Below are 18,829 nucleotides of genomic sequence, written 5' to 3'. Positions count from 1 at the left end.
AGTGGCTCGCTATGTGCTGAGTGCCATCGAGAGGGACGAACTGGCCGCCGTGGCGGACGCGTTCCTCACCACCCATCCGGTCTGGGCACCGCTGGAGTACGCGGACGTGATCCGCGCCGAGGCGGAGCGGCTCCCCGCGGGAGTGCGCCGGTTCCTGGTGTCGTCACGTGCCGCCGAGGACGCCGTCATCGTGCTGGGGAACCTGCCCGTCGACGACGACCTCGTACCGACCCCGCCGAGCTGGGAGGTCGCGGAGAAGGAGGCGACGGCTATCCGCGAGGAGCTGGTGCTGCTGCTCGTCGGGTCCGTGCTCGGGGAGCCGTTCGGCTGGGTCAACCAGCAGAACGGCCGCCTCGTGCACGACGTCTGCCCGTCCAAGGGGCAGGAGAACTCCCTGACCAGCGCGAGCAGCCGGCAGCAGCTCACGCTGCACACGGAGGACGTGTTCCACTCCTGCCGGGGTGATTACGTGGCTCTGATGTGCCTGCGCAACCCTGACGCCGTGGGTACGACGGTGGCGTTGGTGGAGTCCGTGGACTTCCCCGAGCCGGTGCGGCGGGTGCTTCACCAGGACCGCTTCCGGTTCTTCCCGGACGACTCCCACCACGTGGTGCCGCAGCACAGTGCTGAGAACCCGTCGGCCCTGGAGGACCGTCCGCACGAGGTGGCATCCGTGCTCTTCGGTCCCGAGGAGGCGCCGTACCTGCGGATCGACGCGGACTTCACCGACGCGGTGCCCGGCGACACCGAGGCGGAGGCCGCCATGAGGGAGGCAGCCGGCCTGCTGGCCGCCGCAGCGCAGCGGGTTGTCCTGAGCCCCGGGGACGCTGTGTTCCTCGACAACCACCGGGCCGTCCACGGGCGCGACACGTTCACGCCCCGTTACGACGGGACGGATCGCTGGCTCAAGCGCACCAGCCTGGTCCGCGATCTGCGACGCACGTATGTGCGGACGAAGACGCGCTCGCGGCTCCTCGGCTGATGCCGCCGGTCAAGACACGGCGCGGTGGCGGCTTCACGCTGCTGTGGGCGGGGTCGGCGCTCGGTGAGTTCGCGTACAGCACGTCGCTGATCGTGCTGCCGCTGATCGTGCTGGCGCTGACCGGATCGCCCTCGCAGGCGGGGGTCGTCGGGTTCGTCGACGCGGCGGCGATGCTCCTGGCGGGGCTGCCCGCCGGAGCCGTCGCCGACCGGTACGACCGCCGGTCCGTGATGCTGTGGTGCCAGGCCATGCTGGTGGTGGTATTCGGCACGCTGGCCCTGTTGCTGTGGGCGGACGCTGTGTCGCTGCCCGCTCTGGTGACGCTCGCCCTGGTCAACGGTGCGGCGACCGCTCTGACCATGGCGGCAGGCGAGGCGATGATCCCGAGCCTGGTGGCGGAGGAGAAGCTGTCCGACGCGGTGGCGATGAACGCGGCGCGCACGTACGCGGGCCAGCTGGCCGGCACCTCCGCCGGTGGGTTCCTGCTGGCGCTGAAGAACGCGTTCCCGTTCGTCGTCGGCTGCCTGGCGCATCTGGCGGGGCTGGTCCTGCTGCTGTTCTTGAAGCGGCAACCGCCGGCCGCCGGCGCAGCGGCCGGCCGGCCGGTGCTCAGCGTGCAGGGACTGCTGGAGGGGGTCCGCTTCATCGCCTCCCATCCGTTCCTGCGCGTGGGACTCATGTGCGCGACGGCGACGAACTTCTTCTTCGGTGTCATCTACTTCGTCGTCATCGCCTCGGCGCAGACCGGCGGCATGGCCACCGGGCTCATCGGTGTCATGGCGGCGCTGCTGGGCGTCGGCGGCCTGCTGGGCGCCCTCGCAGCACCGCTGCTCCAGCGGGTCTTGACCGGTGCCCGGCCCATCCACGTCGTGCTGTGGACGTTCGTCGTGCTGACGGCGGGGATCGCGGTGCTGCCGGGCGCCTGGACGCCGGGGGTGTTGCTGGGTGCCATCGCCTTCGCGGCACCGACGGCCAACGCGTACTTCACCACCTGGCAGCTGATCCTCGCCCCGGACAGTCACCGTGGGCGGGTGGTGAGCGTGGCGGCCATCGCGAGCGGTGGCGGCGGGGCGATCGCCCCACTGGCCGGCGGCATCGTGCTGGACCTGGCGGGCCGGTTCGCCAGCCTGCTCGGCTGCACGGCGGTGATGGCGGTCATCGCCCTGCTGATGTCGCTGAGCCCGGCGCTGCGCGACGTACCGGAACCCGGCGCGGCCGAGACCGCACCGCCCGACGCCGACACCGACACCGACACCGACCACTCTCATGCCGGCGCCGACTCCGCCGCCGGCACCGCGGCCCGCCCCGAACCGACCGCTGCTCCACAACCGGCCGTGGCGACCCAGCCCCCCGTCCGCTGACAGACAGAGATAGCCCACCATGACCATTGACCCGGCCACCATCGATCTGGCCAACCCCGATCACTACAACACCGATACCCGCTTCACCATGTGGGACGACTACACCCGGGCGGACGCGAAGGTCTGGAGCAATCCGGGCCTCTCGCCGTCCGGCTTCTGGTCGGTCTTCTCCCACCGCGACGTCGCCGCCGTCCTCTCCCCCAAGGCGCCCTTCACCTCCGAGTACGGCATGATGATCGGCTTCGACGCCGAGCACCCCGACAACTCGGGCGGCAGGATGCTGGTGGTGAGTGAGGGCGGCTGGCACTCCACGCTGAAGCGGCTCATCGGCCCGTTCCTCTCGCGCCTGCGTGCCCCCGAGCTCCAGTCGGTGCTGCACCGGGAGGTCCGGGACATCGTCGACCGGCTGCGTTCGCAGGACTCCACCGACATAGCCCAGGGCATCGGCCCGCGGCTCCCCGCCGCGATCGTGTGCGAGGTCATCGGCGTGCCGCTCAGTGAGCGGGAGCAGCTGATCGAGCTGACCAACCACGCCTTCGGTGGCGAGGAGAGCAGCTTCGACAAGATGACGCCGGCCGAGGCGCACACGGAGATCCTCTTCTACTTCCACGAACTGATCGAACGACGCCGTCGGCAGCCCGGTGCCGACCTGGTGAGCGCACTGCTGGAGGACGGGCGGCTCAGCGCCGAGGACGTGCTCGTCAACTGCGACAACGTGCTGATCGGTGGCAATGAGACCACCCGCCACTCGATCACCGGCGCCTTCCACGCCTTCCAGGCGTTCCCCGGCACCCTGGACGCGCTGCACGCCACCCCGGAGCTCGCCGGCCCCGCCGTGGAGGAGGTGGTCCGCTGGACGTCTCCGGCGGCGCACGTGCTGCGGGTGGCGACCGAGGACTGCGAGATCGACGGCCAGGAGATCCTCAAGGGGCAGCCGGTGGTGGCGTGGCTGTCCGCCGCCAACCGCGACGAGCGGCTCTTCCCCGACCCGCACCGCTTCGTCCCGGACCGCACGCCCAACCGCCATCTGGGGTTCGGCAACGGTCCTCACCATTGCCTCGGCGCCGCTCTGGCACGGCTCGAACTACGCGAACTGCTCCAGCAGCTGGCCGCCGAGGCGCGGAGGGTGGAACCGGCCGGAGAGGTGCGCTGGATGCGCTCCAACCTCGTGCAGGGCTACAGCAGCCTCGAGGTCTCCATGGATTGGCGCTGACCCTTCACTCGACAGCGAGCCCCTCCGCATACAGGAGCCCCGTCCTGCGCCGCGCCGGATTCGTGACCGCGGAGCACCGCGGCACCTGGCTCTCCATGGCCTCGGCCCGCCGGGCGAGGCCATCCTGGGCTGACGATCGGACCTCACATGCCCCTTCCTTCCCCCTCGGCGTACCTGACCCGCCACGCCCGGCCCGAGCGCCCGGTGCGCCGCCTGGTCTGCTTTCCGCACGCGGGAGGCGCGGCGAGCTTCTTCCGTCCGTGGTCCCGGTACACGGGCCCCTCGGTGGAGTTGCTGGCCGTCCAGTACCCGGGCCGCGAGAACCGGTTCCGGGAAGCCTTGATCTCGACGATGGACCCGCTGGTGTCGGCCGTCGCCGACGAGCTGCGGGACCTGCCGCCGCTGCCCACGGTCTTCTTCGGCCACAGCATGGGCGCGGCCGTGGCGTACGAGACGCTCCTGCGCCTCGAACAAGCGGGCGCCGCCGCCCACATCACCCGCCTCTGCGTCTCCGGCCGCTCCCCCGACGGTGCCGCCGGCCCGGCCGTGCGCACGGACGAGGAGGTGGTGGAGGCGGTCACGTCCCTGGGCGGCACCCACGCGGCCGTCTTCGACGACCCGGACCTGCGGCAGCTGCTCCTGCCGGCGATCCGCAATGACTACCAGCTGATCGACGGCTACCGCCGCCGGAACGACGCACCCCTGCTGCACACCGACGTCCATGCCCTGACGGGGGACCGGGACCCGCAGGTCACCCCGGAGCAGGCAGCGGGGTGGGGCGCGGTGACGTCGGGCGCCTTCACTCTCACGGTGCTGGAGGGCGATCACTTCTACCTGGTGCCTGCTGCCGAGCGGGTGACCCGTATCGCCATGGAACCGGCACAGCCCCTTCCGGTTTAGCGGCATGCCCGGGGTGGGGGCAGACCGCGAGGAAGTCGGGGGTGTGTCGGATGTCCTGAGATCGCCCAGAACCGGATCCTCGTCGTATGAAGCGAAACCGGTCGGTACTCCTCCTGCTTCTGATGTCGCTCTGCGTGGGGGCCCTGAGCTCGGGCACCGTGCCACCGCAGGAGACACGTGCCCTGCGGGCGGCCGAGCGCGTCGCCCATCCTCTGCGCACCACCGGGGCGTACGGCGACCTGGCCGACCTGCGGCCGCTGGGTCGCATGGTGGACGCCGCGAAGGTGGTGGGGCTCGGCGAGGCGACGCACAGCTCGCGCGAGTTCTTCACGCTGAAGCACCGCGTCCTGCGCTACCTGGTGGAACACGAAGGCTTCCGCACCTTCGCGCTGGAGACGAGCTGGAGCAGCGGCCTGCGACTGGACGCGTACGTGCGGACGGGCAAGGGTGACCCGCGGCGCATCATGCGGGAGGAGTTCCAGGACACGTACGCGTGGTGGAACACCGAGGAGTACCTCGACCTCGTCGAGTGGATGCGCGCGTACAACGTCCGGCATCCGGGCGACCCGGTGCGGTTCATGGGCGACGACTTCGCGTACGCCGGCCCGGAGCAGTACGACAGGGTGCTTCGGTACGCGGCCCGCTACCGACCGGACCTGCTGCCTCGCCTCACCGCGCTCTACCGGGGGCTGCGACCGGCAAGCCCGGCGGGCGCCTACATGAAGGCGCACCTGACCCGACCCCTGGCCGAGCGCCGCGCGATGGCCGTCCGCGCGGAGGCGGCACTGTTCCTGCTCGCCCGGCAGCCGATCCCCGCCGGTGCGACGGAGGACGCCCACGCCTGGGCCGTGCAGCACGCCCGGGCCCTGGCGCAGACCGCGCGCGGTTACGCCTTCGACTTCGACGACCCGGAGCAACTGCGGGCGTCGATGGGCTACCGCGACCGGCTGATGGCGGACAACGTCGCCTGGTGGCAGGCGCGAACGGGCCACAAGGTCCTGCTGTCGGCACACAACAGCCATGTCTCCTACCGCACCTCAGACCCGCGTTACCCGCGGATGCAGGGCGCGTTCCTGCGGGAACGGCTGGGCGAGGGTTACGTGAGCGTCGCCGTGACGTTCGGCACCGGCTCCTTCAACGCGACCGGCCCCGACGGCACGACCCGCGTCCACACCGTCACAACCCCGCCGCGGAACAGTACCGAACGCTTCCTCGACCGGGTACGCCCCGGCGACTACCTCCTGGACCTGCGCACGTCCCCGCCCACGGCCCGCACGTGGCTGAACACCCCCCGCCCCACCCGCAGCATCGGCACGTCCTACCCGGAGCGCCCCCACAACATCGCCCTCACGGCATCCCACGACCTCCTCTTGCACCTTCACCACGTCACGCCGGCCCACCTCCTGGTACCGCCGAGCTGACCGTCGTCGTGCGGTCGGAGACATGGCTCCCTGTCCCAGCTCCGCCGTTTCGAACGCTGTGGCCCTGCTGCGGTCCAGAACGACGGTAGGCGGGCCTGTAAGGCCGGAGCCCTTCGCCCCGGGGAGCGCCCGATTCAGCCAACGCGAGGTGGGCACCCCCGGGGAGGTTGGCCAGCCGCGCACAGTGCCACCCGATACAGGTCCGCCAGAATCAGCGTCGAACGAGCGTCAAGACATGGGTCGGTGTTCTTTCCGCCGGTCGTCGGCATCGTTGCGGACGGCGTCGCCGTCGACTCCGACGAGGCGCAGGAGGGACGCGGCCATGGGCGCTGACGGGGCCGATCTGCAATTCGACAAGGCGTCCGTCGCGAAGTTCACGCAGGGCGTGGGCGCGACCATCGACGGGCTCGGTGAACTGGGCGGCGCCACCGGTTCGGTGCTGGGCAAGGGCTTTTCGGAGCTGGCGATGACCGGGATGGAGGCCGGGCACCACGGCCTCTCGGTCGACTTCGAGGACTTCTGCGAGCGCTGGGAGTGGGGTGTGCGGGCCCTGGTGGGCGACGCCAGCGCGATCGCGAACCGCCTCGGACTGGCGGCGGGCACCCAGTGGGAGCACGACCAGTACGTCGAGGGCACGCCGAAGGTGGGTGTCAGTTCCGTGATGGGCGGCAATCCGCACGCCACCGAGGAGGAGATCGCCCGGCAGGGCTGGGGTGACATCGTCACGCCGGACTGTCTGAACCCGGACTGGAGCGCGGAGTCGTTCGACAAGGCGGGTGAGGACATAGAGCAGACGTGGAAGGACACCGGCCGCACGGTTCTCACCGAGGGCGAGGGCGGCCGCCGGACGCAGGCCATCATCGACGCCTCGGGTGTATCCGACGATCAGTGGAACCAGGCGCTGGACAACACCTTCGGCCCCTCGCCGGAGGAACGTGCCCAGCAGGCGCAGCAGGGTGAGTCTGGGGGGACTAACTGTGGGTATAGGCGACTTCCTCAGTGACATCACGCCCGACTCGGTCGAGAACGCGGTCGAGGACGGTGTCGAATGGGCCGGCAACCGGGTCGAGGACGCCGGCAACTGGACCGCCGACCGGCTGCAGGACGTCGGCTGGGATTCGGGTGCCGACTGGGTGCGCGAGCAGTCCCGTTCAGTCGCCAACCGCATGGGCGCCGAGGTCGACGAGCTGGACCTCGGGCAGACCGAGGACAAGGCCAAGCTACCCGGACGGCGCCCGCTATGAGTTCGAGCACGCCGCCGCCCTGCGTCTCACCAAGGTCACTGCCCCCCACGGACTCCACTGGAGCTACACCTACGACGCAGCGGGACGCCTGCCCGCCGAGACCGACTTCGACGGCCGCACCCTCCTCTACCGTCGCGACCCGACGGGACGGTTGACGGCACGTGTGGACACTCTCGGCGACGTCATCTCCCTCACCTACGACCCCTTGGCCGATTGGTCCGCAAGGACGCCGGAGGCCAGGTCACCGAGTACGCCTACGACATGGCGGGTCGGCTCGTTCACGCATCCGCTCCGGACACTGAACTGATACGGCGCTACGACCGCTGCGGCCGGCTCAAAACCGAACTCGTCGACGGCCGCGCCACCACGTACACGTACGACGCGCTCGGCCGCCGGTCACAACGCATGACCCCCACTGGCCACGTCACCGCGTACGCCTACGACGAGGCCGGCCGCCTTTCGGAAGCAGATGCACAGGCACGAGAACGCGCGGCCGACGAAGTGACCGACCACATAGGGCCGCGTGACCTCCGTCGTCACGCCCGACGGGACTCGGGCGCGGTAGGAGTACGCCCGGCTGTTGAGGGTGCGGCCGTGCGTGGTCAGATGTTGGCCGGCCAGCCGCCCCGCCTCGTCCCACGTGGACGCCCAGGCGTCGGCTCTGGCGACACGGCTGGCGGCAACCGCTGTCTGCGAAAAGGAAAACTCCGCCCTGGAAGCCGAACTGCACGCTCTCATCGAACTGACGTCCACCGGCCATGTCGGCCTTGAGCACATCGCACCTCTGCGGGAGATCGTTCTCGCCGACCTTCCTCCTCAACTCCGCGACTATGTCAGCGACCTCCTGGAAGGATGAAGACCCAGGACGGGCAGGCACAGCTACCGACATGGACCTGGCCCGGAGTGGTTCGCCAAGCCGATGGAGGTCAGGGACGGAGACCTGCTCGTCCTGAAGACCTCGGGCGGCAACTGCCCGGCCTGTGGCGGTCAGGGCCTCCTCACCTTCGAGCCGATTGGCCATACGGCCACGGAGACGACGTTCACCGCGAACGGTTTCGGCTGCTACCTGTGCAACTTCGAGGTGCACGGTCCGGACGAGATGGCCGCCCTGCGGAAGGTCAACACCCCCGGACTGACCACCACGGTGTCCGTATCCCACGGTCCCACCCTCACCCCGGAGGAACAGGCACGCCTCCTGATCGGCGAGACCAGGACAGGCTGATCGTCACGTCGAAGGCCCCGGCTCCCAGAGTCGGGGCCGCGTCTTCTTAAATTCCATCGCCCTGTACTACAGGGGCGGATATCGTCCCTTCATGGACGATTCGCTCTCGTTCGAGAGCTTCTGCGAGGGTGCCAAGAAGGCCGCGCACCGGGCCATGGAGGACCACGGGCGCGAGGAGTACGACGAGTTCGCGCTGCACGCCGGTGTAGCCGTGGAGCGCCTCGCCAAGGCCGTCTTGGTTTCGAAGAATCCGGTCTACATCGTGGAGATCAGGGGCAACGCCAGCGTGGACATGCTGTTCCACATGGGCGGTCACCGAAAGGCGAAGAAGGTCCGCACGATTGGGGCGTCAGAGGCGATATCTCGTCTACGAACGCTGGAGGTCCTCGCTCTGGACAAGGAGCTGGACATGCTGATCGATGTGCGGAATGGCGTTGCCCACACGGGGAGCGAAGAGGACGCCAAGGACTTCCTGCCGATCCTCGCCAAGACCGTCGAAACGCTGCTCGGGGACCTCGGAGGCCCGCTGGACGCCTTCTGGGGCCGGTGGACGACCGCTGCCCGCATGGCCGTGGACAACAAGCGCGGCGAGATCTATCGGAACGTGCAGGTCAGAATCAGGCAGGCGAAACACCGGTATGACGATCGGTTCTCGGACCTGCCTGAACATCTTCAGGACCGTCTTGCAGTCGAGCAGTTGGAGCTGGGCGGCTTCGGGGTGCGCTTCGCGGAGAACGGCGTTGAGATCGCGATCCGCGAGCCGTGTCCAGCTTGTAGGAGCGCAGCCCACGTTCTCTCAGTGAACCAGGGCACGGAGGAAACCCCCCACTTCACGGTCATTGCCCTGCGTTGCCCCATGTGCTATTTGAAGCTGGCCACTCGGGATGAGCTTGAAGCCTCTGGGGTCGACGTCAAGCATGCTGATGATCTAGCCGCGTTCCAGGTCTCAACGTTTTTCGATGGTGCAGTGCCCTCAGAGAAGACCTTCCGCATGAAGATTGAGCAGTTCCTGGGCACCGAAACTGTCGATCTGGATTGATCTTCTCCCCCGAAGCCCCGGTCCCCAGGCCGGGGCCTTTCGCATGCCCAGACCCACGTCGGATCTTCCTGCGCACACCCACGCAAGGAGCTCCCCTAGATCCCTGACCTGATCGCGCTCCTGGCCGCAGCCGAAGAGGCGAGCGGCGGACCCGATGTCGGCACGATCCTCGGCAGCTTCGTCCAGTACGGCATGGTCGGCGTGTTCGCCCTCCTGCTCGTCCTCGGCGTCGTCGTTCGTGGGCCGACCCGGCCACCGCCATGGGATGATCAGTCCCATGGAGGGCACCGGCCTGCGGAGGACAGCATGAGTGACGGCACCGGGCATCTGTCCAAGCTCGTCTGGTCGGTGGCCGACCTGCTGCGCGGCGACTTCAAGTCTTCCGAGTACGGGCGGGTGATCCTGCCGTTCACGGTGCTGCGCCGGCTGGACTGCCTGCTGGCCCCGAGCCGGCAGGCGGTGCTCGACGAGGCCGAGCGCACCGACGGTGAGCAGGAGCGTGAGCAGCGCCTGACGGCCGCCTCGGGTTGGCCCTTCTACAACTCCAGCCGATTCTCCATGGAGAGCGTGCTCAGCGAGCCGGATCACGCCGACCGGTTACTCCTGGCCCATGTCAACGGGTACTCCCGGAACGTCAGGGAACTGCTGGACGGCTTCGAGTTCGAGCGGACCGTCAACCGCCTGCACCAGGCCCGACTCCTCTACCGCGTCGTCGCGCAGTTCGTCTCGATCGACCTGGGGCAGATGATCACCGACGACCACATGGAGAGCCTCTTCGAGGAGCTCGTCAGGCGGTTCGCGGAGAGCGGCAACGAGGCGAGCGGGGAGCACTACACCCCCCGAGACGTCGCCCACCTGATGGCCGGCTTCCTCGTCTCCGCCGACTCGGACCTCCTGACATCGCCGCATGCCGTCCGCACCATCCTGGATCCGGCCTGCGGGACGGCCGGCCTGCTGACCGAGGCTGCCTCTCACATCGCGTTAATGAACCCCCAGGCGGACGTCACGCTGTACGGCCAGGAGATCAACCGGGAGTCATGGGCGATCTCCCGTGCCACCATGATGACCAGTGGTCGCCGGGCCTCGACGATCGCCTTCGGGAACGTCTTCGCCGAGGACGGGCACCAGGGAACCGCCTTCGACTACCTCGTCGCCAATCCGCCGTTCGGCGTCGACTGGAAGAAGAGCGAGTACGCGGTCCGGTCGGAGCACGAGCAGCTCGGTTTCGCGGGCCGCTTCGGAGCCGGTCTTCCCCGGATCAACGACGGCTCACTGCTCTTCCTCCAGCACATGCTGGCGAAGATGAAGCCGGTGAGCGCCTCGGGCGAGGGCGGCAGCCGAATCGCGGTCATCTTCAACGGCTCCCCGATGTACGTCGGAGGTGCGGGGTCCGGCGAATCGGACATCCGGCGGTGGATCGTGGAGAACGACTGGCTCGAGGCCGTGGTCGCGCTGCCCGACCACCTCTTCTACAACACCGGCATCAGCACCTACCTGTGGGTCCTCAGCAACCGCAAGCCGGCACAGCGCAGGGGCCAGGTGCTGCTGCTGAACGCTCAGGACCAGTGGCAGCGGATGCGCCGCTCCATCGGCTCTAAGCGCAAATACATCACGTCGGATCAGATCGCCGAGATCACCGGGCTCTACCTGGAAACCATATCCGCCGACCCCGCCCAGCAGCCGGACGACCGGGTCCGCGTCGTCTCCACCCACGAACTGATGTACCAGCGCGTCACGATCGATCAACCGCTGCGGCTCAGGTACGAGCTGTCCGAGGAGGTCCTGACTCGGCTCGCCGAATCGCGCGTGATCCAGAAGACCCCTGATCCCGCTGCCCTGGTGGCCGCCCTGCGTCCGCTGGTCGGCTCGACGTGGACGAGGGGCCAGGAGGCCGTCACAGCGCTACGCCGGGCGGTCGCCTCGGCCGGCGTGAGCTGGCCGCGCGGGAAGGTCTTCGAGGCGGCGGTCCGCAAGGCCGTCGGCGTACGCGATGGCGACGGAGAGCCGCAGCGGATCGGCGAGGCGTACGAGCCGGATCCCGAGCTGCGCGAGTTCGTCCACCTGCCGCTGCAGGTGGATCCGATGGACCACCTCCGACGCGAAGTGCACCCGACCGCTCCGGATGCCTGGATCGACGACAGCAGGACGCGGGTGGGTTGCGAGATCCCATCCGCGCTCTTCTACCGGCCGGAACTGGACGGCGAGTTCGAACTGCTGCGTAACCTGGCCAGGTTGGAGACCACGCGGGTCCACCCGCCGCAGCGCGGCGAGGAGCAGGAGGACGGCGCCGACCGGCCCAAGCACCTGCGCGCCCAGGACCTCCACGAGGCGGACTCGGCCGTTGAGCTCCCGGACGCGCCGGAGGATGGGGTGGCGCTGACCCTGTGCTCGGGCGGCATGCTCGTCGGACGGCCGGGGAACTGGCGCCTGCTGCCGCAGGGCTTCGGCGAGGCGGCGACCTCGCTCTTCGTGCTGCAGCCGCTCCGAGGCAGCGGGCAGGCGCTCTGCGAGTGGTTGAACTCCCGCAAGGACAACGGTCAGTACCCCAGCGCTCGCGATCTGCTGGACACGCACGTCCCCGTCGACCTGGTGACCGACAGCGAGGTGGAGAGCCTCCTGGAGACCGTGCAGGAGGGGCGGCGCGCACTGCGGACCACGATGTCGGGAATCTTGCCCAACGTCTTCGGCAGCGGCGAACGGGACGTCCAGGGGGTTCGGAACGAGATCAGGGCCGCCGCCCACGAGGCCGGCCTGATCGGCGAACTCGTGCGCCCGCTGGACGACCCAATCTCGCGCGCCGAGTGGAGCTTTCCGTACCACGCCGCCGCGCTGTCCCGTCGGTACCGGGTCAGCACGCACCCGGCGGAGCGGAAGGACGGACTGCTCAAGCTGGGCGAGGGCCTGGCCCGGGTGCTAGGTGTGCTGGCGCTCACCGAGCTCGCCGCATCGAACGGCTTCTCCCGGAACCTGCGCAAGCAGTTCCGGACCGGCGCCACCTTCGGCACCTGGCTCTGGATCCTCGATCGGCTGGAGGCCGAGGGAATCGAGCCCCGCATCCAACAGCTCGCCACCGTGCGCGACCGGGGAAACGCACGCGCGCTACTGGGCCACATCAAGGATTTCAGGAACACCTCGCACCACGCGCACGGCGTCCGCGCCAGCCATCAGCTGGCGGAGGACGTCGAGCGGCTGGAACCGCACATCGTGCGGGCGATCAGCGCGGTCAGCTGGCTCTCTGGGACGCACTGGGACTGGGTGGAGCGGTGCGAGTACCTCGACGAGGGCTCGTACCGGATAGTCGGGCTCCGGCTGAGGGGCAGCCATCCGAGCTGGGAGCCGTTCGAGCGGTCGAGCACCCAGCCGCTTCGGCCCGACCGCATCTACGTGGACAGTGCCCCGTACGGGGCTCCGGTCGATCTCTGGCCGTTCGCTGTCGTCAGCCTGTGCGAGGAGTGTCGGACCCGGGAGCTCTTCCTGCTCAATGAGGTCCGGGACGACCAGCTGACGCTCCGCAGCCTGGAGGAGCATTCGCTGGAGATGACGTACGGCCCGCCCGAGTAACGGCGGGGGCGAGGCTCAGCGACCTGGCGCGACTGCGCCGGGATCGGGACCGGGATTCGGCGACGCCCACCTCCGGCCGATCCGGTTTCACGATCTCCGTCGTTCCACGGCGACGCTACTCCGGGAACAGGGCGTCGAAGTTGTCGTCATCAAGGAACTCCGATGTTCCAGACCATGACCACCAACGACTAGAACTCCGACTTACCCACCGCGGAAGGCGACACCAACACCGCACCGATCGGCACCTCGTCTCCACCTACCGGGCACCCGTCGCCGGAGACTCCTGTACCGGAGTCATGGCCCTCTCAAAGCGGCGCACGCGCCATGCTCCACTCGGTAGCTCTCCGCGCCCGTCCGATGTCAGTGAGGTGGGATACCGTCCTCGCCACGCTGAGGTGAGGGGAGAACCATGGCGAGGAACGCCCGGGCCAAGCAGTTGCGGGAGTACGGCCTGTCGGTGCTGGAGGGGGCCCGGTCGGAGCAAGTGCTGCGCATGGCACGGCAAGTCAACGCAGCGTCGTACACGAGCGCGCGGGAGTACGCCGGCCGCTCGCTCTTCGAGTTGCTGCAGAACGGCTACGACGCGCATCCGAGGGACCGCCGCGGCGGACGGGTCCACGTCCTACTGGATGAGATGGAGGGCGAGTGGGGGACCTTGTACGTCGCCAACGGCGGCATGCCTTTCACCTGGCGGGACGTCGAGCGGGTCTGCGAGCTCGCGCAGAGCTCGAAGGAGGTGGGCGAGGGCATCGGGAACAAGGGGGTCGGATTCCGCAGCATCCTGCTGATCAGCGACGCGCCCGAGATCTACAGCGCAGACCCGGACAACCGGCTCGGCCCGGAATTGGACGGATACTGTTTCCGCTTCGCGCAGAAGGTCGACGTGGAGGAATTCCTCGCCGGTGAGGAGAATGCTCACGAGGCGGCCTCCAAGTATCCGCCACTCCAGGCGCCCCTGCCGCTTGACGATGTACCCGCGACCTGTCGGCATCTGGCCGCCCAGGGGTACGTAACCGTCGTCCGGCTGCCCTTGCTGAGCGAGGCCGCCCGGGCCGAGGTACGGCTGCGGATGCGCGAGCTCGCGGGGTCGAAAGTACCCGTCATGCTGTTCCTCGACCGGCTCGCTGGCCTGACGCTGGAACGACGGGCTGCTGGTGGCGAGGCGGGCGAGTTGGACGACCGCCGAGAGGCACACGAGCGGTATGAGCTGACCCGCTCCGAGGACGGCTTCGCGGTGGCGCAGAACGGCATCGGGCCCGAACCCCCCGTCTCCTGTGCGACTGTGGACCTGGGGTCGGCCGGCACCTTTCTCGTATTCCGGGGCACCGTGGAGAAGGAACGGCTGAACAGCGCGCTAGCCGAGGCCGTGGGTTGCGGGCTCCTCGACGACACGTGGCAGGAGTGGAAGCGGTCGGCCGTCGTAGAGGTCGCGCTCCCGCTGCCCGCCGCCCGCCGCCCGCGACGCGGGCAGATCTACACCTTCCTGCCGATGGCTGAGGACCAGGCCGCGCCGTTCCCGGGGCACGTGAACGCCCCGTTCTTCACCACGTTCGACCGCACCGGGTTTCCCGCCGACAACCCCCTCAATGTGTTGCTGCTTGACGCGGTCGCCGAGACTTGTCTGGCGGCCGCTGCGGTACTGCGTACCGTGCCCGAGCCGTCCATGCGGCAGCTGGCCGTGGACCTGGTGAGCTGGGAGAGTGAGAGGGGTTCGGCGGAGCGCCTCCGCGCGGCGGCTCTGCGCGTGTACGGGAGCGAACTCACCGACGTGCCGCTCGTGCCCGTCCTCGCCGCGGACGGCGCCCCGCCGGAGGCGGGCTGGGCCCCACCCCAGGACGCGGTCTTGTGGCCGGACCTCAACCTGACCGTCCTCACGGCGCACCGCGCGCACGAGTCCGGGGTCGTGGTGGCGGACCCCGAGATCGGCGGCGACCGGCTGAAGCGGCTGGCCACCCTGTGCAAGGCCCTCGCGTGCCCGTGGGAGCCGGGCCCGGAGATCCTTGCCGAGTACGTGGAAGGGATCGTCGGGGGCCTTCCCCTCCCCCGGTCCGGTGAGTCCCTCGAGCAGTGGAGCGCGCTGTACGAGGACTTGGCTGCCCTCTTTGAGGACGATGGGCACGTTCTGCACGGCAAGCAGTTGCTGCTCGCGGAGGACTGCACCCTGCGGCCCACCAACCGCCCCCTCGAAAGGGCGGGTGCGGGCATTAGTACACGTGTACAGGGCAAGCCGAGCGGTCAGGGTGCCCGCCGCGAGGCGTTCTTCCAGCCGGTGCGTACGGAGGCGAACGAGACTGGCGCCCCGTCCGTCCCCGCCCTGCTCAGCAAGCGGTTGTTCTCCCTGCACCCGGGGCTGGTCTGGAAGGACCGCGGCGAGCGTACGCGCGGGCGGGCCGCCCGCGCCTTCCTCGAGCAGGAGGGGCTCGTCCGGCCGTACGACACGAGGGGGCTGCTGGACCACGTACGGCAGGCTCTCAACGCGAGCACCGATCGCAGACTGCGGCTCCAAACCCTGCGGTTCGTCTTCCGGCTGTGGCAGCCCAGGCGTTCGCTGGGCGGGACGGAGATCTCCTCGCTCGGACTGTACGTACCGTCGGCGGACGGCCGGCTGATCAGAGCGAGCGACGCCGTCTTCGGCCGGGGCTGGGGCCGCGCGTCCGTCGGTGAGGACCTGGCGGCGGTGGTCGCCGCCGGGCAGGACGTGTCGAAGAGCCTCAAGGCGATCGCCGGACGCCTCCTGGCCGTGCCCGAGGAGTTCGCCAAGCGGGGCGAGACTACCCCTGCGGAGTGGTGGGCGTTTCTGTTGGAGGCGGGGGTGGCCGACGGTCTGCTCCCGGTCAGGTCTCGCGACGCCTTGAGCCGGGTAGATCAAGGCCGGGAGCTCACCGCTCGGCAACTGATCCGCATGGCGAAGGTGTCTGCCGAGGTGCAGGAGCAGTGGGAGCCGTACGTCCGCAACTGGTCCAGTGCCTACTACCCTCGGACGCCGTACCGGGGAACCCCGGCCTGGCGGCTCCCCGGCCAGGACGTCGTCGGACGCCTCGGCCAGGAGGCCCGGCTGGCGTACGCACGGCTCGTTTTGCACGGCCTGGCCAGCTGGGACGACGCTAGGTTCACCAGCGTCTGGACCAGTGCCGGCAGCCAGAGTTCCCCGGATACGGAACGGGTCCCGACCCCGCTCGGCGCCTTCGTCCGGGAGCAGCCGTGGCTCCCGGTCCGGGGCCGCGACCGGGCCGTCCGGTTCGTCCGGCCGGCCGACGCCTGGCGCTGCCCGCCCGGGCTGGAGGAAGAGCCATCGTACGCGCCGACTGTCGATCATCGGCTGCGCCACCTTCTTGAACGCGGGAAGGCGGGCGACCGCCTAAGGGAGATGCGGCTGCCGACCTGGGACGACCCGCGAGACAGCGCCCGCCTCATCGCCGCGTTGGGGCAGCTTGCCGCGGAGGGCGCGTTGGGGGCCGAGGACCGGCCCGCCGCGCAGCGCGCCAACGAACGTGCCTGGAGGGACCTCGTACGGCGGCCCCTTCCTGCACTACCCAAGGGTGCCAGTATGCTCGCCGAGTCCGAGGACCGACTGATCAGCGTACCGCTGTCCGCCCTGGACGGCGGGGAAAGCGATGGCACTGGTGATGCCGGGACTGTGCTCTACGCCAGCGGCGAACGCGACGGCCTGACAGCCCTTCTGGTGCGGGAGATGGGGCGGCCCCTGCTCACCCTTCCCGGTGTCTCGGCGAAGGCCGTCGAGCTGCTGGCGACCGAACACCCCGCCAGCGTCCGGCATACAGACGACCTGATGTTCACGGTAACCGTGGACGGAGCACGGGTGGACCCTGCGGCCATGGGAGAGCCACTGGTCCAGCAGTTGCCCTGGCTCACGCTGGCCGTGGGCGTCCTCTCCGACCACTTGGCGCGCGGCCCCCGGGCGAGCGAGGCCGAGCTGAGCGAGTTGGTGTCCCTGGTCAGGAGCGTACGACTGCACCGTTACCACTCCTGGGACATCGAACTCGACGGCCGCCCCGTGACGTTGCCGGGCCGCCTCGGCGGAGTGCTGCCGCTGCCCGATCCGAAGCATCCGCTCGTCCTCGCCCCGGCGGGCGAAGCGGGCTGGCCCGAGATCACCCGCGTCGTGGTGGCACTCGCCGAGCTGCTGGGACGACGGGAGTTCGGCGACCGGCTGCGCCTCGCGGCCCACCAGCTCGCCTCCCTTCACGCCGATCTACGCGACCCGAGCCAGGAGGAGCTCGCCGATGCCCTGGAAGTCACGGTCCACCAGGTCGAGGAGACGCGTCGCCGAATCGACGGGGCCATCGGCGTGGTCCTCGAACGATGCCGGCCCTTTCTCGTCCACCTGCTTGGTTCGGAGGCGGCGGAGTCGTTGTTCCTGCCGCCGCCAGGCGACACCCGGGAGTTCCAGGCTCGCCTTGAAGAATACGCCGACGAACTCCCGTGCCTCGTATCCGAGTTCATCGTCAGGGCACGCGCGACCCGCGGTACGGACGAACTGCGGCGCGACCTGGGCATCGGATTCGCCGAGCTGAACGACACCCTGCGCACGATGAGCCCGCCCCTGGGTCCGATCAGCCACGCCGCTGAGCACGAGGAGGCACTCCGTACCTACCTGGACCTGCGTAAGAAGGAGTTCGTCAACCGGCTGCGCTGGGCGGTGCTGGAGGACTTCGACGCGCACCGTCCGATCCCGGACTGGCCTTCAACCCGGACCCTGGACTGGATCACCGCGCCGGAGGCATGGGCGCATACCGTGGATACGGCCGACGCAGGGATCCTGGAGGCATACGTGGAGGAGCGGCTGTCACTGCGCCTGGGCCGCCCGGTACCGTTGCCCCGGTCGGGCGAACGTCTGCCCGCCCTCGACCAGGTGCGCAGCGCGAACCTCCGCACAATCACCGGCCTGGCTGCCGACCTCGCGATTTTGATCAGAGCAGCCGGTCACTCCTTGCCCGCCGCCTTCACCGCAGCCGAGCCCGCCGAGGAGGTCACCGCGCGGCTGGACTCTGTGGGAGCGCTGGACTTCCGCCCCCTCTCCCCCACCGACGTCGCCAGCTGGCTGGTGACCATCGGCCAGTGGCCCGACGGAATGGCCGTGGCGACAGATCCCGCACAGCACGGATTGTCCGGGGCCGCCCTGGACCGGGTGCGCAATGCGGCGGAACACGAACGCCGGGAACGTGAGCGCAAGCGGCGGTCGATCTCCGTCGGCGGCCGCGACTTCGACGTCCACTCCGGTGACTTCACCGCCCTCACCCGCGAACTCGCCCGAGTCCTACAGAGCGGCTCGGCGCCGGGGATCGCCGCCGTGGGACCGCTCCGCTTCACGGACCCTCGCCCTCGGCCCGGACACACCCAGGCCGGCAGTCGCACACGCGGGTGGCGGTACGGAGGGGGCACGGACAGCGGGCTGACCACGGTCCAGCGGGGTGCCATCGGGTACGTGGGCGAGTGGTACGCGTACCAATGGCTGTGCGTGCACTACCCGGACCACGTGGACGAGACCAGCTGGGTCTCGGGTAACCGCCGTAAAGCCTTCCCCGGTCCGTCTGGTGACGACAGTCTCGGTTTCGACTTCCGGGTAGGCTCCGGCAGCCGGCCCTACCTCTACGAGGTGAAGGCCACTGTGGGCGAAGGAGGCCGCTTCGAGTTGGGAGAGAGCGAGGTCCGCGCGGCCCGCCAGCACGCGGGCAACGACCGTTGGCGCCTTCTGGTGGTCACCCACGCCCTCACTCCTCACAAGGTGGCCGTCCAGATGCTCCCCAACCCCTACGGGAAGCGCGGTCGGGGACGCTACCGCGAGGAGGGCGGGGCACTGCGCTTCTCGTACGTGCTCTGATCTTGACTTTCAACCCCGGCCCAAATGAGCCGAGGCCACAGCGC

At 69.4% G+C, this 18,829-nt stretch carries 11 protein-coding genes and 1 pseudogene; all 12 read left to right on the top strand.

What is annotated here, in order from left to right; genetic code table 11:
* Window position 1 precedes the first annotated feature (1 nt).
* The 12 genes and pseudogenes from ABTX60_RS31880 to ABTX60_RS31815 all read left to right on the top strand — a co-directional run bounded on the left by ABTX60_RS31880 (window position 2) and on the right by ABTX60_RS31815 (window position 18,785).
* Window positions 2–982 (top strand): TauD/TfdA family dioxygenase, encoded by a 981-nt coding sequence (locus tag ABTX60_RS31880; protein WP_352100468.1) that lies wholly within the window; start codon window positions 2–4, stop codon window positions 980–982.
* A complete protein-coding gene (locus ABTX60_RS31875; RefSeq protein ID WP_352100467.1) occupies window positions 982–2,343 on the top strand; it encodes an MFS transporter in 1,362 nt (453 codons plus the stop codon). Before ABTX60_RS31880 ends, ABTX60_RS31875 begins: the two co-directional genes overlap by 1 nt.
* Window positions 2,344–2,362: 19 nt before the next feature.
* Entirely contained in the window at window positions 2,363–3,556 is a 1,194-nt protein-coding gene (locus ABTX60_RS31870; RefSeq protein ID WP_352100466.1) for a cytochrome P450, read from the top strand.
* 147 nt (window positions 3,557–3,703) lie between these two features.
* Window positions 3,704–4,456, top strand: a complete 753-nt coding sequence (locus ABTX60_RS31865) for a thioesterase II family protein (protein ID WP_352100465.1) — start codon at window positions 3,704–3,706, stop codon at window positions 4,454–4,456.
* Window positions 4,457–4,542: 86 nt separating this feature from the next.
* Window positions 4,543–5,877, top strand: a complete 1,335-nt coding sequence (locus ABTX60_RS31860) for an erythromycin esterase family protein (RefSeq protein ID WP_352100464.1) — start codon at window positions 4,543–4,545, stop codon at window positions 5,875–5,877.
* 322 nt (window positions 5,878–6,199) lie between these two features.
* On the top strand, window positions 6,200–6,880 hold the full coding sequence (locus ABTX60_RS31855) for a hypothetical protein (protein ID WP_352100463.1): 681 nt from the start codon (window positions 6,200–6,202) through the stop codon (window positions 6,878–6,880).
* A pseudogene (locus ABTX60_RS31850) lies at window positions 6,855–7,100 on the top strand (putative T7SS-secreted protein); the annotation flags it as partial. The gene ABTX60_RS31855 and the pseudogene ABTX60_RS31850, both read left to right, overlap by 26 nt.
* 661 nt (window positions 7,101–7,761) lie before the next feature.
* Entirely contained in the window at window positions 7,762–7,977 is a 216-nt protein-coding gene (locus ABTX60_RS31835; protein WP_352100475.1) for a hypothetical protein, read from the top strand.
* A 63-nt stretch (window positions 7,978–8,040) separates the two neighbouring features.
* Complete coding sequence (locus tag ABTX60_RS31830) at window positions 8,041–8,343, top strand: hypothetical protein (protein ID WP_352100461.1); 303 nt, start codon at window positions 8,041–8,043, stop codon at window positions 8,341–8,343.
* Window positions 8,344–8,434: 91 nt separating this feature from the next.
* Window positions 8,435–9,382 carry a hypothetical protein gene (locus ABTX60_RS31825; protein WP_345576790.1) on the top strand — a complete coding sequence of 316 codons (948 nt, stop codon included), beginning with the start codon at window positions 8,435–8,437 and terminating at the stop codon, window positions 9,380–9,382.
* Between the two features lie 306 nt (window positions 9,383–9,688).
* A complete protein-coding gene (locus ABTX60_RS31820) occupies window positions 9,689–12,943 on the top strand; it encodes a type I restriction-modification system subunit M (RefSeq protein WP_352100460.1) in 3,255 nt (1,084 codons plus the stop codon).
* A 409-nt stretch (window positions 12,944–13,352) separates the two neighbouring features.
* Complete coding sequence (locus ABTX60_RS31815; RefSeq protein ID WP_352100459.1) at window positions 13,353–18,785, top strand: sacsin N-terminal ATP-binding-like domain-containing protein; 5,433 nt, start codon at window positions 13,353–13,355, stop codon at window positions 18,783–18,785.
* The last annotated feature ends 44 nt before the right edge of the window (window positions 18,786–18,829 follow it).

Origin of the sequence: Streptomyces sp. NPDC126510, assembly GCF_040302345.1 — a bacterium.
In the GTDB taxonomy this organism is placed as follows: Bacteria; Actinomycetota; Actinomycetes; order Streptomycetales; family Streptomycetaceae; genus Streptomyces.
This window is presented reverse-complemented; position numbering and strand designations above follow the sequence as displayed.

Coding starts and splice junctions, on each gene's coding strand:
- ABTX60_RS31875 (WP_352100467.1), top strand. CDS start 982: ATGCCGCCGGTCAAGACACGGCGCGGTGGCGGCTTCACGCTGCTGTGG.
- ABTX60_RS31870 (WP_352100466.1), top strand. CDS start 2,363: ATGACCATTGACCCGGCCACCATCGATCTGGCCAACCCCGATCACTAC.
- ABTX60_RS31865 (WP_352100465.1), top strand. CDS start 3,704: ATGCCCCTTCCTTCCCCCTCGGCGTACCTGACCCGCCACGCCCGGCCC.
- ABTX60_RS31860 (WP_352100464.1), top strand. CDS start 4,543: ATGAAGCGAAACCGGTCGGTACTCCTCCTGCTTCTGATGTCGCTCTGC.
- ABTX60_RS31855 (WP_352100463.1), top strand. CDS start 6,200: ATGGGCGCTGACGGGGCCGATCTGCAATTCGACAAGGCGTCCGTCGCG.
- ABTX60_RS31830 (WP_352100461.1), top strand. CDS start 8,041: ATGGAGGTCAGGGACGGAGACCTGCTCGTCCTGAAGACCTCGGGCGGC.
- ABTX60_RS31825 (WP_345576790.1), top strand. CDS start 8,435: ATGGACGATTCGCTCTCGTTCGAGAGCTTCTGCGAGGGTGCCAAGAAG.
- ABTX60_RS31820 (WP_352100460.1), top strand. CDS start 9,689: ATGAGTGACGGCACCGGGCATCTGTCCAAGCTCGTCTGGTCGGTGGCC.
- ABTX60_RS31815 (WP_352100459.1), top strand. CDS start 13,353: ATGGCGAGGAACGCCCGGGCCAAGCAGTTGCGGGAGTACGGCCTGTCG.